Raw genomic sequence first — 21,245 nt, forward strand, 5'->3', positions numbered from 1 at the left:
TACTGCAGGGGGGACCCTGTGGGAGAGTAGGACGCCGCCGAACTCCTTTTACGGGAAAGCCCCGTGCCCTTGTGGCACGGGGCTTTTCTGCGTTCTGAGCGTCTAGGCTCGAACCATGCGCTACGAACTGGTCATCTTCGACAACGACGGTGTGCTCGTGGACAGCGAGCCGATCTCCAACACCATCCTGGCCGAGTACCTCACAGAGCTCGGTCACCCCACCTCGTACCAGGAGTGTCTTCGCGACTACATGGGGGCTGCCGTGCACCGGGTGCACGATCTCGTCGAGGAGAGGACCGGGGAGAAGCTGCCCGCGGACTTCGACGAGACGCTTCACTCGCGGGTCTTCGCTGCTTTCCAGCAGGAGCTGGAGCCGGTGGCGGGTGTCGACGATGTGCTGGGGAAGCTTGTCGCCGACGGGGTCGCCTACTGCGTCGCTTCCTCCAGCAGCCATGAGCGGATCAGGGTCGGGCATCGCAAGACCGGGCTCGACCAGTGGTTCGAGGAGGAGTGGATCTTCAGCGCGGAGGATGTGGGGCACGGAAAGCCGGCGCCCGATCTGTTCCTGCACGCCGCCGAGCGGATGGGCGTATCTCCTGAGCGGTGCGTCGTCATCGAGGACAGCCCGCTCGGAGTGGAGGCGGCCAGGGCCGCGGGGATGGATGTGTACGGGTTTACGTCGATGATGCCGGCGGACCGGCTCGCCGGGGTGACCGGGCACTTCTCCGACATGAGTCAACTGCGGGAATTGCTGGCCTGATCCATCTACCCATGGGTAGAGCCTGGCCCTACGCTCGCGGCCATGACAGATGCTCGTTTGCGGCACGGCAGGGCCTCCCTCGCGTTGAGCTTCTTCGTGCAGGGAGTCACCTTCGCTCTGCTCGTGACGCGGATTCCCGCCATCCAGGACCGGTACGGGATATCCGACGGGCTGTTGCCGTTGTTCCTGGCCGCGGTGCCGATCCTGGCCGGGGCGGGCAGCGTGGTCACCGAGAAGGTGGTCGCGCGGGTACGGCCCGGGGGCGTACTGAGGTGGGCGCAGCCCGTTGTGCTGCTTGCGCTGCTCGGTGTCGGGGCTGGGAACGCGTTGTGGGAGGCGGCCCTGGCTCTCGGTGTGTTCGGGCTTGCCGTCGGGGCGCTCGACGCCTCCATGAACATGATGGGGGTCAGTCTTCAGCGGGCGTACGGGCGTTCCATCATGCTCGGGTTCCATGCCACGTACAGCCTGGGCGGGATTGCCGGGGCGTCCATGGCGTGGGCCGGGGCGCACTGGGATCTCTCGCTGCTGGTCTCGTACCTGCCGGCGGTTGTTGTGCTGCTGCCCGTCGCGTTCATCGGGAGCCGGTGGTACGCCGACGGCGCGTCGGTGGAGAAGGGCCTGGGAGAGGCACGGGGGAAGGGGGCCGCATCGGTCTCCTTCAAGTTGCTGATGCCGCTCTGTCTGGTGATGAGCTTCGCGTACATCGGGGACTCGACGGTGTCCAACTGGAGCGCCAAGTATCTGCAGGACGTGCTGGGGAGCTCGGAGCAGCTGTCGACCGTTCCGTACAACGTCTACATGGTGACGACGTTGCTGGGGCGGGCTGTCGGGGACTTCGGGGTGCGGCGGTTCGGGGCTGTGGCCGTGGTGCGGTTCGGGAGTGTGCTGGCTGCTGCCGGGTTCGGTGTGGTGGCGGCGGCCGGTGGGGCGTGGGTCGGGATGCTCGGGTTCACCCTGCTGGGGCTCGGGCTGTGCGTGATCGTGCCGCAGACGTTCGCCGCTGCCGGGCGGATGTTCCCCGGGGCGAGTGATACGGCCATTGCGCGGCTGAATGTCTTCAACTACGTGGGATTCCTGGTGGGGTCGCCGCTGGTGGGGGCGCTCGGGGATGCCTGGAGCTATCGGGGGGCGATGCTCGTGCCGATGGTGTTGGTGCTCGCGACGCTCGTGTACGCCAGGTCGTTCGGCGCGGAGCCTGCCCGATACGGTGGCGGGCATGAGCGGCCGCACACAGTTGATGTGGGATGACGCAGTAACGGGATACGACTTCGGGGAAAGCCATCCGATGGACCCCGTCAGACTCGCCCTGACGATGGGGCTGGTGCGGGCGTTCGGGCTGGACGGTGCGGTGGATGTGGTGGCGGCCAAGCCCGCCGGGGAGTCCACACTGCGGCTCGTGCACCGCGAGGACTATGTGGCTGCCGTGCGTGCCGCGTCGGCGGATCCGAAGCACGCCGATCAGAACTACGGGCTCGGGACGGTGGACGATCCCGCGTTCGCGGGGATGCATGAGGTGTCGGCGTTGATCGCCGGGCAGTCGGTGGCCGCGGCCGAGGCGGTGTGGCGCGGTGACACCGCGCATGCCGTGAACTTCGCGGGCGGGCTGCACCACGCCATGCCGGGCGGTGCGGCGGGGTTCTGCATCTACAACGATCCGGCGCTCGCCATCGCGCGGCTGCTGGAGCTGGGTGCCGAGCGGGTCGCGTACATCGATGTGGATGTGCACCACGGGGATGGGGTGCAGGCGGCCTTCTGGGAGGACCCGCGGGTCCTGACCGTGTCGCTGCACGAGCACCCGCGCACGCTCTTCCCGCAGACCGGCTGGCCGGAGGAGACCGGCTCCGGGGCGGGTGAGGGCAGTGCGGTGAATGTGGCGCTGCCGGCCGGTACGGGGGACGCGGGGTGGCTGCGGGCGTTCCATGCGGTGGTGCCGGAGCTGTTGGCGGACTTTCGGCCGCAGGTGCTGGTGAGTCAGCACGGGGCCGATACGCATTTCGAGGATCCCCTCGCTCATTTCGCGGTGTCGCTGGACGCGCAGCGGGTGGTGATGGCGGCCTGTCACGATCTCGCCCATGAGTACGCGGAGGGCGGGCGCTGGGTGGCGCTCGGCGGGGGCGGATATGCGGTGGTCGATGTGGTGCCGCGGTCCTGGACGCATCTGGTGGGGATCGCCGCGCATGCGCCGGTGGACCCGGAGTCGGTGATTCCGTCCTCGTGGCGGGACGAGGTCTATGCCCGGACGCGGCAGCTGGGGCCGGCCCGGATGACGGACGGGCGTACTCCTTCCTGGAAGTCGTGGGCGGAGGGGTACGACCCCGCGGACCGGCTGGATCAGGCGGTGCTGGCGACCAGGCGGGCGGCGTTCCCGTTGCGGGGGCTGCTGACCTGAGACGGGCGGGGGCGGTCGCGGTGTGGCCGTTTCCGTGCGGTGGTGAGGAATGGTTAGGCCAACTGTGGGGCGTAACCGGGCTTCTGGCCCCCCGTCCGGGTGATTCGGGGAGCATCGGTGGGGTGTTGAGCACCGGAGCGCTGCGTGCGCATCTGCTGGCGGCCCGGCTGGCCGGGCCCGTGGCCACATCGAGGGAAGTGAGTCTGCGGAGCTATCGGCTCTTCGCGGCCCGTGACCCGCGGGTGATGCTCGGCCTCGACCCCGAACGGGGCTGGAGAGAGCCCGATCTTCTTCGTCTCATGGCCGACAAGTGCGGGGTTTCGGACGATCCTGCTCATGTTTCGGGCCCTGATGTGATTGATCCGGAGCGGACCCTGGCAGGTCTGGATGCCTTTGCCATGCGGCTGTCGTATGCCGCGGTCCGGCGGGCACCGGTGCTGTTCGGAACCGGTCATCCGCACCGGCTGCTCGGCTTCTACGCAGAGCTGGCAGACGCCATGTCGGCGGCCGGATGCCCCGTACTCACCCCCGCGCAGGGGAGATGTATCGACATAACGGCCCGGTTCGGCGTACGCACGTACAGCCTCGACTACGTACGAGGTGTCGCGATGGTGCGCGAACCCGGCGTGCGGGCTCCCGGTGGTGACACCGGCGCACACACCCATTCGCCGTTGCCGGTCCGGGTGGCTCTGGAGGCGGTCGCGGAGGGTTGCGGGTTGCTGCCGGAACTGGTCGTCGGGGACCACGGATGGGTCTGCGGGGCAGGTCAGCTGGGCATCGAGGCGATCGGGCTTGCGGATACGGACGATCCGGCGCTGTTCGTCGGGGAGGCCGAGGGGCGGGTGTCGGTCGCAGTTCCGCTCGACGATGCCGTGCGCTCCGCCTACTACTGGCCGCTCACTCGCTATGTACTCAATCGGGCGTGTCTGTCACAGTAGGCGGCCGATCGTCTCTCCTCTTCCCCACTCGCATCACACGCCCCTAATCTGTGGAGTGAGCGCACAACGACGAAGAGTCACCGGAGGGGAAGCCGGTGCGCGTCTCGTGCGGAAGGTACAGGTGGGTCATGGCTGCTGGCAGCGAGAGGCCTCTCAACGAGGTCAAGTTTCTGACTGTGGCGGAAGTCGCCTCGGTCATGAGGGTGTCGAAGATGACCGTGTACCGCTTGGTGCACAGCGGTCATCTGCCGGCGATCCGGGTGGGAAGGTCCTTCCGGGTTCCGGAGCAAGCGGTTCACGAGTATCTCCGCGAGTCCTTTGTGGGGGTGGAGTCCGCCTGAGGTTCGCCTCGGATTACGCCCCTCACGCGGTGGCGGGTAGGCTAGGCCGACGTAGGTCGTGTGGGCCCAGACGCCCCGCACCAGTGAAGAAGAAGTGAGCGAGGGTAGTCGTGGGCTCTGTTATCAAGAAGCGGCGCAAGCGGATGGCCAAGAAGAAGCACCGCAAGCTGCTCAAGCGCACGCGCGTTCAGCGTCGCAACAAGAAGTAGGCGAACGCAGTTCGTGTATCCGCAGCCCTCCCGCCGACATGGCGGGAGGGCTGCGGTGCGTTGTGGGGCGGCGCGTACGCGCATTCGGACCAAAGACTTGCTGGAAGGCCGCCGTGCGGTCATCACAGGGCAACATCCACCCGCTACGGTGACGGCCAGGGGAAACCTTTCGACGGAAGGCGCTGATCTTGGGGAAGGTCGTGCTGGTCACGGGAGCGGCCCGGCAACTCGGCGGCCGCTTCGTGCGGCGTATCCAGCGTGATCCGGAAGTGGACCGGGTGATCGCCGTGGACGCGGTCGCGCCCGGACACCAGTTGGGCGACGCCGACTTCGTGCGCGCGGACATCCGCCAGCCCGCGATCGCCAGAGTCCTTGCCGAGCACTCCGTCGACACGGTCGTCCATCTGGACGTCTCCGCCAAGACGGTCGGCACGGGTGGCCGGACGGCGGTCAAGGAGACCAACGTCATCGGCACCATGCAGCTGCTCGGTGCCTGCCAGAAGGCGCCGAGCGTGCGGCGGCTGGTGATCAAATCCAGTACGAATGTGTACGGCTCCGCGCCCCGCGATCCTGCGGTCTTCACCGAGACCACCCCGCCCAAGTCCCTGCCGAGCGGGGGCTTCGCCAAGGACGTGGTGGAGGTCGAGGGGTACGTACGGGGCTTCGCGCGCCGTCGGCCGGACGTCGCCGTGTGCGTGCTCAGGTTCGCGAACATCCTGGGGCCGGAGGCGGATTCGCCGCTCGCCGACTATCTGTCGCTGCCCGTACTGCCGACGGTGTTCGGATACGACCCGAGGCTCCAGTTCGTGCATGAGGACGATGTCGTCGACGTACTCGGAATCGCCTCGCGAGAGCCGAGGCGCGGGACGCTGAACAGCGGAACCTTCAACATTGCCGGGGACGGTGTGCTGCTGCTCTCGCAGTGCTCGCGGCGGCTGGGGCGGCCGACGATGCCGCTGCTGCTGCCCGCCGTCACCTGGGTCGGCCAGGCGCTGCGCACGGTCGGCATGACGGACTTCTCGCCGGAGCAGATCCGGCTGCTCACCCACGGCCGGGTGGTCTCCACCGTCCAGATGCGCGAGACCCTGGGTTTCCACCCACAGTTCAGTACCGCGGAGACATTCGCGGAGTTTGCGCGCAGCCAGGGGCCGGGACTGCTGCCGCCGGAGGCGGTGGGCAGGGCGGTCGACCGACTGGCCGCCATGCCGTTCGCCGGGGCGGCCGGCGATGTTCCGGGGATCACCGGGGCGGGCGACACACACCCGACCCCCAGCGCCAGGTAGAGGAGCGCACCGACGATGGCGGATGCCAAGGTCATTCCGTTCGACGACGACCGTTCGCGGTCGGGCGGCTCGCCGCGCTCTGCGCGACGCCGGTCCGCAGGGGGCGGCAGCCGGGGCCAGGGGCCCTCGGCGGCCTCCGTGGTCGGTACAGCGGCCGTCAGTGCCCTTCCCGGGCAGCAGGACGCCTCGCTGCCGCAGGAGGAGCCCCAGCAGGCCGGGCAGCCCCTGGAGGGGGTCGAGCGCGATGGCTGGGACCGGCGGATCGCCGGCGGGCTCGCGTTCCTGCGTCGGCGGGTCACCGGTGAGTACGACGTCGACGAGTTCGGGTACGACAAGGAGCTGACCGATCAGGTCCTGATGTCGATGCTGCGGCCGATGTACGAGAAGTACTTCCGGGTCGAGGTGAAGGGCATTGAGAACATCCCGTCCGACGGCGGGGCGCTCATCGTGTCCAACCACTCGGGGACGCTGCCGCTCGACGGGCTGATGCTCCAGGTCGCGGTGCACGACAACCATCCGGCGGGGCGGCATCTGCGGCTGCTCGCCGCTGATCTCGTCTTCATGCTGCCGGTGGTCAACGAGCTTGCCCGCAAGGCCGGGCACACGCTGGCCTGTGCGGAGGACGCGGAGCGGCTGCTGCGGCGGGGCGAGGTCGTCGGGGTGATGCCGGAAGGCTTCAAGGGCATCGGCAAGCCGTTCGGCGAGCGGTACAAGCTGCAGCGTTTCGGGCGGGGCGGCTTTGTCTCCACGGCGTTGCGGGCCGGGGTGCCGATCGTTCCGTGCTCGATCGTGGGGGCGGAGGAGATCTACCCGATGATCGGCAACTCGAAGACGCTGGCGCGGCTGCTGGGGTTTCCGTACTTCCCGATCACGCCGACGTTTCCCTGGCTGGGGCCGCTCGGGGCGGTGCCGTTGCCGACGAAGTGGACGATCCAGTTCGGGGAGCCGATCTCCACGAGTGGGTATCCGGTGGAGGCAGCGGAGGATCCGATGCTGATGTTCAATCTGACGGATCAGGTGCGGGAGCAGATTCAGCACACGCTGTACAAGTTGTTGGTGCAGCGGAGGTCGGTGTTCTTCTGAGGGGTATGCGCGAGGAGCGCCGGGGGCGCTCGGCGGGTGTTTTGTCCTCAGTCGCCGGACGGGCGCGATGTTGCTGAATGCCCGTCCGGCGATTGGGGGTTGCGCTAGTCGTTCAGGTCCTCGCCGTTGATTCCCAGGCCGGGGAGCAGGCCGGGGAGGAGCGGGGGCAGGGTTACGTCCGGGGTGGGCGGGGGGCTGAAACGGCCGTCGGTGGACGGGGTGGTGCCCGGGGGCGGGGTGCCGAGGAGGCCGTCCGTGCCGCCGGTGATCAGGCCGTCGGACGGGGTGTTGCCGGAGCCGGACGGGTGGGGCGAGGCGCTGTCGCCCGTACGGCCTTGTGAGGCTTCCGGTGACGAGGGCGAGGACTGGTCCGTATCGGACGGTCCCGTGCCCTGCTCCGTTTCGTCCGACTGCTGGGAACCGCTGCTCCTGTCCGGGGTGCGGGGCAGCAGCGACTGCAGCGGTTCGACTTCTTCGTCTATGGCGTCGAAGACCGAGCTGACCTGGTCGCCGACATCGGTCAGCTGGACGGGCAGCCGGTCGCGCAGGCTGCTCCAGCTGTCGCGGTGCGAGCGGGAGAAGGAATCCAGGGTCTGGATCGGGCCGATGGCGCCGTCCCGCTGGTAGGCGGAGTGGAGCAGACGGTGGCCCTCGGTGGCGTCGTGCGTCATGCCGTTGAGCGTGCGCCTGACCTCGCCGAGCTGTTCGTGGTCCAGATCGCCGGAGCGGGCGCGCTCCATCAGCCGACGGGCTTCGCTGAGCCGGGTCGATGCCTGGTCGAGGTAGACCTCGCCGCGGTCGGCATCGCCGCTGGCCATGCCGAGGTGGATGTCCTCCATGCCGCGCTTGAGCCCGTACAGCGAATCACCCGGCAGGGCGTCGGAACTGGCAGCGGCCACTCCGCCGAAGGCCCCCGCCGCCACACCGACGGTGAGTCCGCCGGCCGCGAGGCCCTTCGTCCAGCGTGAGCGCGGACGCAATTTCCGGAGCGGGGAGGCCCGGTGGGCCCCCTTGGGCCGTTGCTCGGGCACCGTAGGGCCCGCGGACGCACCACCCTCGGCGAGCATGGCCTCCATGGCGGCGACGAGCTGGGCTCGCTGCACCACTTTGACTTCGGGATCCAACTCCGGCCGCGGTAGCTCACCGAGGCCGTTCGCCAGGGCCAACAGCGTTCCGTGGTCGGCCGGTTCGGCCGGTTCCTCGGGCTGTACGGCCGCCGCACCGCGGAGCGACTGCTCCTCCAGGGCCTGGGCGAAGGCGTTCGCCCGCCGGTGTGCCGAGACGTTTGCGATCACTGGCGGCACCTCCTCTCGTCATGACGGTCGACTCCCCTGGGGGTCCGGATAGTTGCACACCTTGAGCGCTTCCACACGAAAGAGTGAGTGGCGGCGGACATGGGGTGACGACAGGGGGCCTGCAACCGGCACAACGAGGGGCGCGGCACTTGGGTTACGCACGAAGGATGATCGGACCAGTGCGTGACGGACATATCGCCGAGGGTGATTCGGCCGGGAGTGGGGTCAGCGGGCATCGTCCGGAAGCAGCCGGGCCAGGGTGCGGACGGCGCGGTACTGGAGGGTCTTGATCGCACCCTCGTTCTTGCCCATGACCCGGGCGGTCTCGGCGACCGAGAGGCCCTGCAGGAAACGCAGGGTCACGCACTCCTGCTGCTGGGGGTTGAGTCGGCGCACGGCCTGCAGCAGTGCGGCGTTGGAGAGAGACTCCAGGACGGAGTCCTCCGGGCTGCGCTCGACTTCGTTGGCATCGAGCATTTCGCCGGTGGTCACCTCCAGCCGGAAACGGCTGGACTTGAAGTGGTCGGCGACCAGGTTGCGGGCGATTGTGACCAGCCAGGCACCGAAGTCGCGGCCCTGCCAGGTGAACGTGGAGATGCGGCGCAGGGCGCGCAGGAAGGTCTCACTCGTGAGGTCCTCCGCAGTCGCCTTGCCGCCCACGCGGTAGTAGATGTAGCGGTAGACGGTGTCGCTGTACTGGTCGTAGAGGCGGCCGAAGGCGTCGGCCTCGCCGGCCTGTGCACGCTCGACGAGATCCATCATGCGCGCGCTGTCGCTGTCGGCGGTGGGCCGGCGAACGGTGGACGTAGTAGTTGCGCCGCGGTTGCTGCGTCTTCCGACCGCCGCACCGCGTTCGGCCAGGGCGTAGCAAGGGCCGACAGGTGCAGGGGTGGCAAATGCGGGTACGGCGTACGCGGTGGGGACGAAGCCGCGCAAGCGGTCGGCGACCGTTGCGCGCAGCGTAGCCAGGCCCGAGGCGTCAACCCCGACGTGTGGGTACACGGGACTCCCAGAGGCAGAGCTTCCATCACGTTCAGTGCGAAACCGTCACTCGTCGTAGTGAGTGGTGGGTTCCGGAATGCGTCTGAGGAGAATAACGCTTCGTACAGGCAGTGCTACACCCAGTTGCTAAAATCACCGATTACGTCGTTTCTGTAGCGACTAATCGATGCATCAAGTAGCACATCGTGACCGGTTATTGATCGGATTACTTCGCGATCTGCCTACGGGCGCGACGGGTTGTGGTCGGGTGCTCGCAATCCGACTGGCGGGAGCGGTCGGTGGGTAAGGGGTCCCGATTGGCGGCAGGCGTCCGGGCGTGGCTCGGCGGCCCCCGGCGGGATCGGGCGGGGGCGCGAACGGGTGTGCGTCAGCGGCGGCGGCGGTGCAGAGCGACGGCGGCCGCGGTGCCGCCTGCGAGGGCGCCCACGCCGGCCGCGGCCGGGATGCCGACCTTGGCCGCCTTGCGGCCCGTCCGGTAGTCCCGCAGCCGCCAGTCGAGCGCGCGGGCGTGCTTGCGGAGCTTGGCGTCCGGGTTGATCGCGTACGGGTGTCCGACCAGGGACAGCATCGGGATGTCGTTGTGCGAATCGCTGTACGCCGCACAGCGGTCGAGGTCCAGACCCTCGGCCGCCGCAAGGGCGCGGACCGCCTCGGCCTTCGCGGGGCCATGCAGCGGCTCGCCGACCAGGCGGCCGGTGTAGACGCCGTCGACGGATTCGGCGACCGTGCCGAGTGCGCCGGTCAGGCCCAGGCGGCGGGCGATGATCGTGGCGGTCTCCACCGGGGCGGCGGTGACCAGCCAGACCCGCTGTCCGGCATCGAGGTGGGCCTGGGCGAGTGCGCGGGTGCCGGGCCAGATGCGGTCGGCCATGTACTCGTCGTAGATCTCCTCGCCGATGGACATCAGCTCGGATACGCGGTGGCCCTTGACGATGGACAGGGCGCTGTCGCGGGCGTCCTGCATGTGTTCCGGGTCCTCGACGCCGGCCAGCCTGAACCATGCCTGCTGCCAGGCGAACCTGGTCAGCTCGCGGCGCTGGAAGAACTTCCGCTTGTACAGGCCGCGGCCGAAGTGGAAGATCGCCGCGCCCTGCATCACGGTGTTGTCCAGGTCGAAGAAGGCGGCGGCCCGGTCGTCGCCGACGACCGGGAAGGGGGGTTCCTCGGGTGTGGTGAGGACAGGGGTGTCCTGGGCGATGGCGGAGGACTGATCGTCGGGGAGGGAGGACTTCCGTGCTGCCTCAGCTGCTGCCTCGCCTGCCAGCACGCTCCGTGCTGTCGCGGGGCGCCTACGGGGTGTGAGCCATCCAAGAGCGGCCATGTCGTGAGCATAGCCAGTCGGTTCGGCCCTTCCCGACCTGCTGGGATGCCGTGCCGTGAACTCTCGGCTGCTGATTTGTTGAACGGGCGATTCGGGGTGTTTCGGATCAAGGGCGGAAGTGGCCCCCTTCCGGTCGGAGGGGCGGTCCCTTTCCGGCGCAGAATGAAGGCATGAGTGCTCTGCTGCGACGTACGAAGAAGAAGCCCGCGGACCGGGTGGTGACCCTGGTCGGGAAGCCCGGATGTCACCTCTGCGACGACGCGAGGGCGGTGGTGCGGGAGGTCTGTGCGGAGACCGGTGCGTCCTGGGAGGAGAAGGACATCACCCAGGACGAGGGGCTGCACCGGGAGTACTGGGAGCAGATCCCGGTTGTCCTGATTGATAACGAACAGCACACGTTCTGGCGGGTGGACCCGGCGAGGCTGCGCAACGCACTGCGTTCGTGAGGAAAACGCGGTTACCATCATGGGCGTTTTGAGTGCTCTCGGGGGAGTGGCTGTAAGGAGTGTGTACCGCTTTGCCCCCTTCGGGCCTGCAACGGGCTGATGCGATCCTTGGTTCCGGGATCGCGCGACGAATGTGCGTGACCCCGGTCACTTTGACCGGACAAAACGGACACCATCTTTGTGCACGCGTTCACAAAGACATAGCCTGCATTCGACGGGGCGGCCTTGGGACATACGGCCGCCTGCAGCCCCGCTCATCCCGCAGGAGCACCGTGGCAACTGGCCGAAATCACCGACCGGCGACCCGTAGCCGAGGAATTCCCGAGGCCACCGTCGCCCGACTTCCGCTGTACCTGCGCGCACTGACCGCGCTCTCCGAGCGCTCGGTCCCCACGGTCTCGTCCGAGGAGCTCGCCGCGGCGGCGGGGGTCAACTCTGCCAAGTTGCGCAAGGACTTCAGCTACCTCGGGTCCTACGGGACGCGTGGTGTCGGGTACGACGTCGAGTATCTCGTCTACCAGATCTCCCGCGAACTCGGGCTCACCCAGGACTGGCCTGTCGTGATCGTCGGTATCGGTAACCTCGGCGCCGCGCTCGCCAACTACGGCGGCTTCGCCTCCCGTGGTTTCCGGGTCGCCGCACTGATCGACGCCGACCCCGCGATGGCCGGAACGCCCGTTGCCGGGATTCCCGTGCAGCACGCCGACGAACTGGAGAAGATCGTCGGTGACAACGGTGTGTCGATCGGTGTCATCTCGACCCCGGCAGGTGCCGCTCAGCAGGTCTGCGACCGGCTTGTCGCCGCGGGCGTCACCTCCATCCTGAACTTCGCGCCGACGGTGCTCTCCGTGCCCGACGGCGTCGACGTGCGCAAGGTCGACCTGTCCATCGAGCTTCAGATCCTCGCCTTCCACGAGCAGCGCAAGGCCGGCGATGACGGAGCCGAGAGCAGCCCGGACCCGGCCGCACCGCCCGTGCGCGCCGCCACCGGCGGCCGGAAGGGACCTGACGGGGACATGCCCGCCGTGATGCCGGCATGAGTCTTCTTGTCGTAGGGCTGAGCCACCGCAGCGCCCCCGTCTCCGTACTGGAGCGGGCCTCGCTGGCTGCCGAGACGCAGGCCAAGCTCCTCCAGGACGCCCTCGCCGCGGAGCCCGCGGCCGAGGCCGCCGTGCTGGCCACCTGCAACCGCATCGAGCTGTACGCCGACGTGGACAAGTTCCACGCGGGCGTCGCCGAGCTGTCCACGCTCCTCGCCCAGCACAGCGGCGTCGGGCTGGACGAGCTCACTCCGTATCTCTATGTGCACTACGAGGACCGGGCCGTCCACCACCTCTTCTCGGTGGCCTGCGGGCTGGACTCGATGGTCGTCGGCGAGGGCCAGATCCTCGGCCAGATCAAGGACGCGCTGGCGCTGGGGCAGGAGGTCCACACCGCCGGCCGGCTGCTGAACGACCTCTTCCAGCAGGCACTGCGGGTCGGCAAGCGCGCCCACAGCGAGACCGGGATCGACCGGGCCGGGCAGTCGCTCGTCACCTTCGGTCTCGAACAGCTCGCTGCCGGTGCGGATGTCGCCGACTGGGCCAGGGGCAAGCGTGCCCTGGTGATCGGCGCCGGCTCGATGTCCTCGCTGGCCGCCGCCACCCTGGCCCGTACCGGTGTCGCCGAGATCGTCGTCGCCAACCGGACCCGGGCCCGCGCCGACCGGCTCGTCGAGATCCTGGGCCAGCCCGGCGGTACGGGAGTGGCCGCCCACGCCGTGGAGATGGCCGCGGTCTCCGACGAACTGACACGTGCCGATGTCGTCGTCTCGTGCACCGGTGCGACAGGCCTCGTGCTGACCGCCGAGGCCGTCGCCGGAGCGCTCGGCCTGGCCTGCGACCCCGCGTACGAGGCGCCCGCCGCGTCCGTCCCCGCGCCGCCCGCCGACCCCGACCGGCACGCCGCCTGGGTGGAGAACGGCACCGCCGGTACGGTGCGCCAGGCCGTCCGCCGGGCCACCGTGCCCGCCCAGGGCGCCGGCCCCGTCCGCCTCGCCCTGCTCGACCTCGCCATGCCGCGCGACATCGACGGAGCCACCGCCCGCCTCGACGGTGTGCGCCTCGTCGACATCGAGTCGCTCGCCGAGGCGTCCGCGGACGCCCCGATGGCCGCCGATGTGGACCAGGTGCGCACCATCGTCGGTGACGAGGTCGCGGCCTTCGGCGCCGCCCAGCGCGCCGCCCACATCACCCCGACCGTCGTCGCCCTGCGCACGATGGCCGCCGGAGTGGTCGCGGGCGAGATCGCGCGGCTCGACGGACGCCTCCCCGACCTGGACGAGAAGCAGCGCGCCGAGATCACGCAGACCGTGCGCCGCGTCGTCGACAAGCTCCTGCACGCGCCCACCGTGCGGGTCAAGCAGCTCGCCAGCGAGCCCGGCGGCGCCGGGTACGCCGATGCGCTGCGGGAACTCTTCGACCTCGACCCGCAGACGGTCGCCGCCGTCTCCCGGGCAGACCTGAACGACCCGAATAGAGGGCGGTCATGACCGACAACTCACCCCTGGGCGCGGGGGCCACCAAGCCGCTGCGGCTGGGGACCCGGCGCAGCAAGCTCGCCATGGCGCAGTCCGGCCTCGTCGCCGACGCGGTCAGCGAGGTGACCGGGCGCGCCGTCGAGCTCGTCGAGATCACCACGTACGGCGACACCTCCCGGGAGCACCTCGCGCAGATCGGCGGCACCGGCGTGTTCGTCGCGGCGCTGCGCGACGCGCTGCTGCGCGGCGAGGTGGACTTCGCCGTCCACTCGCTCAAGGACCTGCCGACCGCCCAGCCCGAGGGCCTCGTGCTGGCCGCCGTACCGGTGCGCGAGGACCCGCGCGACGTACTGGTGGCGCGGGACGGGCTGACCTTCGAGCAGCTGCCGTCCGGTGCCCGCGTAGGCACCGGCTCGCCGCGCCGCATGGCGCAGCTCAACGCGTACGCCCGTAACCACGGCCTCGACATCGAGACCGTGCCGATCCGGGGGAACGTCGATACGCGTATCGGATTTGTACGAAGCGGAGAGCTGGACGCGGTGGTACTCGCCGCGGCCGGGCTCAGCCGCCTCGGCCGGATCGGTGAGGTGACCGACTTCCTGTCGGTCGACACCGTCCTGCCCGCTCCCGGCCAGGGAGCACTGGCGATCGAATGCGCTGCGACCAGCGCAGACCTCGCCGCCGCGCTCGCCGAGCTCGACGACCCGTACACCCGGGCCGCCGTGACCGCCGAGCGTGCCCTGCTCGCCGCCCTGGAGGCCGGTTGCTCCGCACCTGTGGGTGCGCTGGCCGACCTCCTGGTCGACGGACAGGCTGTCAATGAACTGCGCCTGCGCGGTGTCGTCGGTTCAACCGACGGTTCCTCGCTGGTACAGATGTCCACCACCGGTCCCGTCCCCACGTCGCACGACGACGCGGCGGCCCTCGGTCGCGAACTCGCGGCCGAGATGCTCGCCAAGGGTGCGGCCGGTCTTATGGGGGAGCGAGCACTTTGAGCCCCACCGGCCCCGCCGCATCCGACTTTCCGGCCCTGTCCGCACAAGGGCACGTCACCTTCCTCGGCGCCGGTCCCGGCGACCCGGGACTGCTGACTCTGCGCGCTGTCGAGGCGCTCGCGAGCGCGGACGTCCTTGTCGCCGAGCCGGACGTTCTCGGCGTCGTTCGCTGCCATGCGCGGGCAGGCGTAAGCACGCCTGAGCTGACGGTTGTTGACGCGCAGTCAACAGCCGCCGGTGTTCCCGTTCTCAGGGATGCGGTCAATCTTGTCATGGAGGCAGCGAAGGGCGGCAGGCGGGTCGTCCGTGCCGTCCTGGGCGACCCGGGACTGGACGGGAACGCCGGCGCCGAGATGCTCGCCTGCGCCACCGCCGGTATCCCCTTCGAGGTCGTGCCGGGTGTCGCCAACGTCGTGGGCGTGCCCGCGTACGCCGGTGTGCCGCTGCGTGACGCGAAGGGCGCCGACGTCCGGTTCGTCGACGCCCGCACCGCCTCGGAACGCTGCTGGACCGAGGTCGGCGCGAGCGATGCCACGGCCGTCGTCTCGACGACCCTCGACTCGGTGGCCTCGGCCGCCGGTGAGCTGGTCTCGGCGGGCCGCAAGCCCGACACCCCGCTGACCGTGACGGTGGCCGGTACGACCACCCGCCAGCGCACCTGGACGGCGACCCTCGGGACGATCGCCCAGGTCCTGAAGCAGGCGAAGGTCCTCCCGTCGCCGGACGGGCATCAGCCCGTCATAGCCGTGGTCGGTGAGCGCAGCTCCGACGCCCAGCGCGACCAGCTCGCGTGGTTCGAGTCCAAGCCTCTGTTCGGCTGGAAGGTGCTCGTCCCGCGTACCAAGGAGCAGTCGGCGTCGCTCTCCGACCAGCTTCGTTCGTACGGTGCCGTGCCGCACGAGGTCCCGACGATCGCCGTCGAGCCGCCGCGTACGCCCCAGCAGATGGAGCGCGCGGTCAAGGGCCTGGTCACGGGCCGCTACGAGTGGATCGCCTTCACCAGCGTGAACGCGGTGAAGGCCGTCAGGGAGAAGTTCGAGGAGTACGGGCTCGACGCCCGTGCCTTTGCGGGGATCAAGGTCGCGGCCGTCGGCGAGCAGACCGCCGCCGCGCTGATCGACTTCGGTGTGAAGCCGGACCTGGTGCCGTCCGGTGAGCAGTCCGCCGCCGGTCTGCTGGAGGACTGGCCGCCGTACGACCCGGTCTTCGACCCGATCGACCGCGTCTTCCTGCCGCGCGCCGACATCGCCACCGAGACGCTGGTGGCCGGGCTCATCGAGCTGGGCTGGGAGGTCGACGACGTCACCGCGTACCGCACGGTCCGCGCCTCGCCGCCGCCCGCCGACACGCGTGAGGCCATCAAGGGCGGCGGTTTCGACGCGGTGCTCTTCACCTCGTCGTCGACCGTCCGGAACCTCGTCGGCATCGCGGGCAAGCCGCACAACGTGACGGTCATCGCGTGTATCGGCCCGGCGACGGCCAAGACCGCCGAGGAGCACGGCCTGCGCGTCGACGTCCTGTCGCCGGAGCCTTCGGTGCACAAGCTGGCCGAGGCCCTCGCCGAGTTCGGTGCGCAGCGCCGGGAGGCGGCGAGGGTGGCCGGTGACCCGGTGACGCGGCCGAGCGAGCGGCGTCCCGGTGCGCGGCGGCGTCGTACGACGACCTGATCGGCCCGGTTGACTGTGTCAGGGGTCCGGCTGCTTCGGCGGCCGGGCCCCTGCCCGTTTTCCCGGCACAGGTGTCGGTAAGACGGTGATGTGTACGGGTCTAGTCTCGAAGGATGACTGTGTACGGAAACTTCCCCGGCTCCCGCCCCCGGCGGCTGCGGACGACCCCGGTGATGCGGCGGATGGTCGCCGAGACGCGGCTCGATGCGGCGAATCTGATCCTGCCCGCGTTCGTGCGCGAGGGCATCGACGCCCCGGTCGCCATCTCGGCCATGCCCGGCGTACAGCAGCACACCCTGGACACCCTGCGGAAGGCCGCCGTCGATGCGGTGTCGGCCGGGGTCTCCGGGATCATGCTCTTCGGCGTCCCCGCGGACGAGAAGAAGGACGCCCGGGGCACGGCGGGTACGGACCCGGACGGCATCCTCCAGATCGCTCTGCGCGCGGTGCGCGAGGAGGTCGGTGACGATCTCGTCGTCATGTCGGACCTGTGCCTGGACGAGTACACCGACCACGGCCACTGCGGCGTGCTGACCGCCGACGGCCGCGTCGACAACGATGCGACGCTGGAGCGGTACGCCGAGATGGCCCAGGTCCAGGCCGACGCGGGCGCCCATGTGGTCGGCCCCAGCGGCATGATGGACGGCCAGGTCGGCGTCGTCCGCGACGCGCTCGACCAGACGGGCCACGAGGACGTCTCGATCCTCGCTTACACGGTGAAGTACTCCTCGGCGTTCTTCGGGCCGTTCCGCGAGGCCGTCGGCTCCTCGCTCAAGGGTGACCGCAAGACGTACCAGCAGGACCCGGCGAACGCCCGCGAGTCCCTGCGCGAGCTGGCGCTCGACCTCGAAGAGGGCGCCGACATGGTCATGGTCAAGCCGGCCGGACCGTATCTCGACATCGTGGCGAAGGTCGCCGAGTCGGTGGACGTGCCGGTCGCCGCGTACCAGATCAGCGGTGAGTACTCGATGATCGAGGCCGCCGCCGAGAAGGGCTGGATCGACCGGGACGCGGCGATCATGGAGAGCCTGACCGGCATCCGCCGGGCCGGTGCGCAGATGATCCTGACGTACTGGGCGACGGAGGTCGCGCAGCGGCTTGGGCGGCGCTGAGCAGGCGTTCTTCGAAATGGCCCGGCACCCGGACCGCCTGGTGGCGACGCCGGTCCGGTGAGTCCCCGTTCGTCCCGATGCCGGGACGGGCGGGGACTCTTTTTGGTTCAAGCCCTTGACGGTCATCCGATGTATTTATAGCTTTCGGCGCGGTAATCCCCGTACAACTCGCAAAAGTTGGGCATAGACATTGGATGCCTGGCTTTCATGGAAGCCGACACGACGTGACCGTCGATGAGGAGTGCCCGTGCGCACTGTCCCAGGTTCGAGTTCCAGCCGCCCGACTCCGCCCCCGGTGCTGGCCGCGCTCGTGGCGGCCGCGACGGGGGTCGGGCTGGCCGTCCTGCCCGTCGTCCCCGCCGCCGCCCACGGCAAGGGCGCGAAACCGGTCGTCTTCCACGTGTCGGTCACCGGAAGCGACCAGGCCAAGGGATCGGCCGACCGGCCGTTCCGGACGCTGGAGCGGGCCCAGAAGGCCGTCCGAACGACGTTGCGCAAGGGGGTGGCGCAGCGAAGACCGGTCGACGTCGTGGTGCACGGTGGTACGTACCGGCTGCGGTCCGCTCTGAAGTTCACCACGGCCGACTCCGGTACCGCCGGGTCTCCGGTCCGGTACCTCGCGGCGCCCGGTGAGCGCGTCGCCATCAGCGGCGGCCGTTCGCTCGCGCCCCGCTGGAGGTCCTTCTCCGGTTCGATCAAGGTCGCGGACATCGGAGCCGGCCTCGACTTCGACGGGCTCTTCGTCGACGGGCAGCGGCAGACGCTCGCCCGCTACCCCGACTACGACCCGGACACGGCGATCCTCGGCGGGTACGCGCCGGACGCCATCTCCCCCGAGCACGTGGCCCGTTGGAAGAACCCGACGACGGCACTCGTGCGCGGTCTGCACGACGGGATGTGGGGCGGGAACTCCTTCAAGGTCACCGGTGTGAAGGCGGACGGCACGCCCGAGCTGGCCTGGGTCGGTGACAACAACCGGGGCAGCGGGCTGCACGCCACGTACCGCATGGTCGAGAACGTCTTCGAGGAGCTCGACGCACCCGGCGAGTGGTTCTACGACAAGCCCGCCGGGAAGCTGTACTTCCATCCCCCGGCGGGCGTCGACCCCGCACGGGCCCAGGTCGAGACGGCCGAGCAGAACGAGCTGATCCGGGTGGAGGGCAACGGGCCGGGCGACGCCGTCCGCGACCTGACCTTCTCCGGATTCACCTTTACCCGGACCCACCGCACCCTGTTCAACCAGCCGTACGAGAAGCTCCAGCTCGGGGACTGGGCCCTGGCCCGGGTGGCCGCCGTCCATCTGAAGAACACCGAGAACGTCTCCGTACGCGACTCACGCTTCGACCAGCTCGGCGGCAACGCCCTCCTGATCGACGGGTACAACAGCCACGACATCGTCTCGGGCAACGAGTTCAGCCACTCGGGCGCCTCCGACGTCGCGGTCATCGGCAACCCGGACGCGGTCCGCGAGCCGTCCACCTGGGACAGCATGCGCAGGACCATCAGCGACACCCGGCCCGGACCGAAGAGCGAGAACTACCCCCGCGACATCACCATCCGCGACAACCACCTGCACGACAACGGGCAGTTCGAGAAGCAGACCTCCGGTGTGCAGATATCGATGAGCCGCCGCGTCACCGTCGACGGCAACACCATCCACGACGGTCCCCGCGCCTGCGTCGACATCAACGACGGCACCTGGGGAGGCCACCTCATCGAGAACAACGACATCTTCAACTGCGTCAAGGAGACGTCCGACCACGGCCCCTTCAACTCCTGGGGCCGGGACCGCTTCTGGCCGCTGTCCGCCGACGACGCCACGAAGAAGTCGTACGCGAAGCTGGACGCGATGGAGACCACTGTCATCCGACACAACCGGATCCGGCACTCCTCGCACTGGGACATCGACCTCGACGACGGCAGCTCGAACTACCTGATCGAGGACAACCTGCTGCTCAACGGCGGGGTCAAGCTTCGCGAAGGCTTCCACCGGACCGTACGCAACAACGTCTTCGTCAACGGCGGCGCGCACTTCCACGTCTGGTTCGCGGACAGTGGCGACACCGTCGAGAAGAACGTCTTCGTCACCGACACCCCCTACAGCCTGATCCAGGTCGACGTGGCCAGGAGCAGGCCCGTCATCAACGACAACCTGTTCTGGAACAACGGCAAAGCCGTCCAGGGCCTCGGCGACGCCTGGCGGGCGAACGGGCTGGACACCCGCTCGGTGATCGCCGACCCGAAGTTCACCGGCACTTCCCCGTTCGCCGACCCCGCCAAGCTCGACTACACCGTCCAGTCCGACTCGCCCGCCCTGGCCCTCGGCTTCCACAACATCGCGATGAGCGGCTTCGGCAAGGCCGGATCCCCCACCCCGCCGCCGCTCACCTGGCCCACGGAGGCTCCCGACACCGACACCCTCGAAGCCCTTCCGGAACCGCTGCTGGGCGTGCCGGTCACCCGGATCTACTCCGACGCGATCAAGTCCGCCACGGGACTGACCGACACCAACGGCCTGCACCTCGCTTCCGTGCCGAGCACCTCGGAGGCGTACCGGCAGGGGCTGCGCGCCAATGACGTCATCCGGGAGATCGACGGCCGGCCGGTGACCGACCGCAACAGCTTCTGGTTCGCGTACAACCAGGCCGCTCCAGGAGCCGATGTCGCGCTGAAGGTCTGGCGTGATCAGGCGTCCGTCGAGGTGGCCCTGCGCAAGCCCACCGGCGGCGAGCAGATCAACAACACGTCCGGTGTCGTCTACACCGGTACCGGCTGGGACTGGAAGAACAGGTACCGGGGCGGCGCGGGCGGCTGGGCCGACGACGTGCAGGCCACCCAGACGGTGGGGGACTCCTTCGAGCTCGCCTTCAACGGGACCGCGATCGATCTCATCACCCAGGTCAACACCGACGAGGGCGAGGTCGAGCTCTTCATCGACGGCCGGTCCGTGGGCACGATCGACAACCACAACGCCACGCGCGTCCATCAGAAGACCGTCTTCAGCGCGGCCGGGCTCGCCCCCGGTGCGCACATCATCAAGGGCGTGATGAAGACGGGCGACTACATGATCGTCGACAGTTTCAGGATCCAGTAGCGGGCACCGTCCGCACGGTCTCTCGTCCGGATCACGCCGGACACCGCGAGCCGGCGTGATCCGGACGAGAGGCCCTTCCTGCGGCGCTGCCCGTAGTGGGCGCCTGGTCGGCAGCTCCGGCCGCGCGCAGAACCATCAGGGAATCTCCGGCTCAGGTCACCGGACGTCGGGGTTCCGGTCCCACTCCGTGAGGATGCGGGCCGCAGCCCCGCCCAGGTCCGGGTCGTGGGTGAGGGCGCGCAGCAGGCCGGTACGGGCCTCGCTCGGGCCCGCCTCCTCGACGGCGGCCAGGGCGCTGTGCCGCACGAGCGGGTCGTCGTCCTCCAGCGCGGTGGCGGTCAGGGCCTCGTGGACCGGTGGCTCGTCCGCGTAGGGGCCGAGCGCCTCGGCCGCGTACTGGCGGACCAGGTCCTCCTCGGGGTCGTGCAGTGCGGTCAGCAGGGCCAGGCCCGCGGTGCGGCGGGCTGGGAGGAGCCGGCGGACGGCGTGCCGCTCTCCGAGGGCGGTGTCACGGAGGCGGAGGGCGTGCCGGTCACCGGCGGAGTGGTCCCGGTGGTGCCGCTCGGCGCCGGCGTGGCGGACGGGTGAACAAGAGCTCCCGGGTGTCGGTATGCAGTGGCTCGTGCGGCGCCGAGCGGGCCCGGGACCGGTGAGGTCGGCGACCGCCCCTGGCGCGCCCACCTTTGAGTGAATGGGGCACGTTTCTTTGAGTGAATGGGCCGCGTTTCCATCGGTTCAGCTGAGTCGATCCCTCCATGATTGCCCCGGCCCGTCCCTCCGATACGGCCACCA

20 protein-coding genes are annotated in these 21,245 nt (G+C 69.4%); 16 read left to right on the forward strand and 4 right to left on the reverse strand.

Annotated elements, in window-relative coordinates:
* The first annotated feature begins 115 nt into the window (after positions 1-115).
* The 8 genes from ACIPEK_RS42400 (at position 116) to ACIPEK_RS42435 (ending at position 7,003) form a co-directional block, all read left to right on the forward strand.
* Entirely contained in the window at positions 116-760 is a 645-nt protein-coding gene (locus ACIPEK_RS42400) for an HAD family hydrolase (RefSeq protein WP_402007687.1), read from the forward strand.
* A 42-nt stretch (positions 761-802) separates the two neighbouring features.
* The gene (locus ACIPEK_RS42405; RefSeq protein WP_402007689.1) at positions 803-2,008 is read left to right on the forward strand and encodes an MFS transporter; all 1,206 of its coding nucleotides are present in this window, start codon (positions 803-805) and stop codon (positions 2,006-2,008) included.
* Positions 1,977-3,149, forward strand: coding sequence for an acetoin utilization protein AcuC (locus ACIPEK_RS42410; protein ID WP_402007691.1), 1,173 nt, complete (start codon positions 1,977-1,979; stop codon positions 3,147-3,149). Before ACIPEK_RS42405 ends, ACIPEK_RS42410 begins: the two co-directional genes overlap by 32 nt.
* 122 nt (positions 3,150-3,271) lie before the next feature.
* A complete protein-coding gene (locus tag ACIPEK_RS42415; protein ID WP_402007693.1) occupies positions 3,272-4,087 on the forward strand; it encodes a phosphatase in 816 nt (271 codons plus the stop codon).
* A gap of 128 nt (positions 4,088-4,215) precedes the next feature.
* Positions 4,216-4,428 (forward strand): helix-turn-helix domain-containing protein, encoded by a 213-nt coding sequence (locus tag ACIPEK_RS42420; protein ID WP_014046653.1) that lies wholly within the window; start codon positions 4,216-4,218, stop codon positions 4,426-4,428.
* A gap of 110 nt (positions 4,429-4,538) precedes the next feature.
* Positions 4,539-4,637: a 30S ribosomal protein bS22 gene (locus ACIPEK_RS42425; RefSeq protein ID WP_003948845.1), complete on the forward strand. Its 99-nt coding sequence runs from the start codon at positions 4,539-4,541 to the stop codon at positions 4,635-4,637.
* Positions 4,638-4,825: 188 nt separating this feature from the next.
* Positions 4,826-5,920 carry an NAD-dependent epimerase/dehydratase family protein gene (locus ACIPEK_RS42430; protein WP_402007695.1) on the forward strand — a complete coding sequence of 365 codons (1,095 nt, stop codon included), beginning with the start codon at positions 4,826-4,828 and terminating at the stop codon, positions 5,918-5,920.
* Positions 5,921-5,935: 15 nt separating this feature from the next.
* Positions 5,936-7,003, forward strand: a complete 1,068-nt coding sequence (locus tag ACIPEK_RS42435; RefSeq protein WP_402007697.1) for a lysophospholipid acyltransferase family protein — start codon at positions 5,936-5,938, stop codon at positions 7,001-7,003.
* 104 nt (positions 7,004-7,107) lie between these two features.
* Here ACIPEK_RS42435 and ACIPEK_RS42440 read toward each other — a convergent pair whose 3' ends face one another.
* The 3 genes from ACIPEK_RS42440 to ACIPEK_RS42450 form a co-directional block, all read right to left on the reverse strand.
* The gene (locus tag ACIPEK_RS42440; RefSeq protein WP_402007699.1) at positions 7,108-8,298 is read right to left on the reverse strand and encodes a DUF5667 domain-containing protein; all 1,191 of its coding nucleotides are present in this window, start codon (positions 8,296-8,298) and stop codon (positions 7,108-7,110) included.
* A gap of 225 nt (positions 8,299-8,523) precedes the next feature.
* Positions 8,524-9,300 (reverse strand): ECF subfamily RNA polymerase sigma factor, BldN family, encoded by a 777-nt coding sequence (locus ACIPEK_RS42445; RefSeq protein WP_030928170.1) that lies wholly within the window; start codon positions 9,298-9,300, stop codon positions 8,524-8,526.
* Positions 9,301-9,667: 367 nt separating this feature from the next.
* The gene (locus ACIPEK_RS42450) at positions 9,668-10,621 is read right to left on the reverse strand and encodes an HAD family hydrolase (RefSeq protein WP_402007701.1); all 954 of its coding nucleotides are present in this window, start codon (positions 10,619-10,621) and stop codon (positions 9,668-9,670) included.
* A gap of 170 nt (positions 10,622-10,791) precedes the next feature.
* Here ACIPEK_RS42450 and ACIPEK_RS42455 point away from each other — a divergent pair, with 170 nt between their 5' ends.
* The 7 genes from ACIPEK_RS42455 to ACIPEK_RS42485 all read left to right on the forward strand — a co-directional run bounded on the left by ACIPEK_RS42455 (position 10,792) and on the right by ACIPEK_RS42485 (position 20,453).
* Entirely contained in the window at positions 10,792-11,067 is a 276-nt protein-coding gene (locus ACIPEK_RS42455; protein WP_402007702.1) for a glutaredoxin family protein, read from the forward strand.
* A gap of 272 nt (positions 11,068-11,339) precedes the next feature.
* Entirely contained in the window at positions 11,340-12,107 is a 768-nt protein-coding gene (locus tag ACIPEK_RS42460) for a redox-sensing transcriptional repressor Rex (RefSeq protein WP_383066865.1), read from the forward strand.
* Positions 12,104-13,597 carry a glutamyl-tRNA reductase gene (locus tag ACIPEK_RS42465; RefSeq protein ID WP_402007704.1) on the forward strand — a complete coding sequence of 498 codons (1,494 nt, stop codon included), beginning with the start codon at positions 12,104-12,106 and terminating at the stop codon, positions 13,595-13,597. Before ACIPEK_RS42460 ends, ACIPEK_RS42465 begins: the two co-directional genes overlap by 4 nt.
* Positions 13,594-14,580 carry a hydroxymethylbilane synthase gene (hemC, locus tag ACIPEK_RS42470; RefSeq protein ID WP_383066869.1) on the forward strand — a complete coding sequence of 329 codons (987 nt, stop codon included), beginning with the start codon at positions 13,594-13,596 and terminating at the stop codon, positions 14,578-14,580. Before ACIPEK_RS42465 ends, hemC begins: the two co-directional genes overlap by 4 nt.
* Positions 14,577-16,247: a uroporphyrinogen-III synthase gene (locus ACIPEK_RS42475; protein WP_402007706.1), complete on the forward strand. Its 1,671-nt coding sequence runs from the start codon at positions 14,577-14,579 to the stop codon at positions 16,245-16,247. Before hemC ends, ACIPEK_RS42475 begins: the two co-directional genes overlap by 4 nt.
* Before the next feature lie 113 nt (positions 16,248-16,360).
* Positions 16,361-17,359, forward strand: coding sequence for a porphobilinogen synthase (hemB, locus tag ACIPEK_RS42480; RefSeq protein ID WP_402007708.1), 999 nt, complete (start codon positions 16,361-16,363; stop codon positions 17,357-17,359).
* Between the two features lie 247 nt (positions 17,360-17,606).
* On the forward strand, positions 17,607-20,453 hold the full coding sequence (locus ACIPEK_RS42485) for a right-handed parallel beta-helix repeat-containing protein (RefSeq protein ID WP_402007710.1): 2,847 nt from the start codon (positions 17,607-17,609) through the stop codon (positions 20,451-20,453).
* A 156-nt stretch (positions 20,454-20,609) separates the two neighbouring features.
* On the opposite strand, the gene ACIPEK_RS42490 is transcribed toward ACIPEK_RS42485, so the two are convergent.
* A complete protein-coding gene (locus ACIPEK_RS42490) occupies positions 20,610-20,861 on the reverse strand; it encodes a HEAT repeat domain-containing protein (protein WP_402007726.1) in 252 nt (83 codons plus the stop codon).
* Here ACIPEK_RS42490 and ACIPEK_RS42495 point away from each other — a divergent pair.
* A complete protein-coding gene (locus ACIPEK_RS42495; RefSeq protein WP_402007730.1) occupies positions 20,751-21,041 on the forward strand; it encodes a hypothetical protein in 291 nt (96 codons plus the stop codon). The two genes, ACIPEK_RS42490 and ACIPEK_RS42495, sit on opposite strands and share 111 nt — an antisense overlap.
* Positions 21,042-21,245: the final 204 nt, after the last annotated feature.

The sequence above is a fragment of the Streptomyces sp. NPDC088246 genome, from assembly GCF_044741025.1.
Lineage (GTDB): Bacteria > Actinomycetota > Actinomycetes > Streptomycetales > Streptomycetaceae > Streptomyces.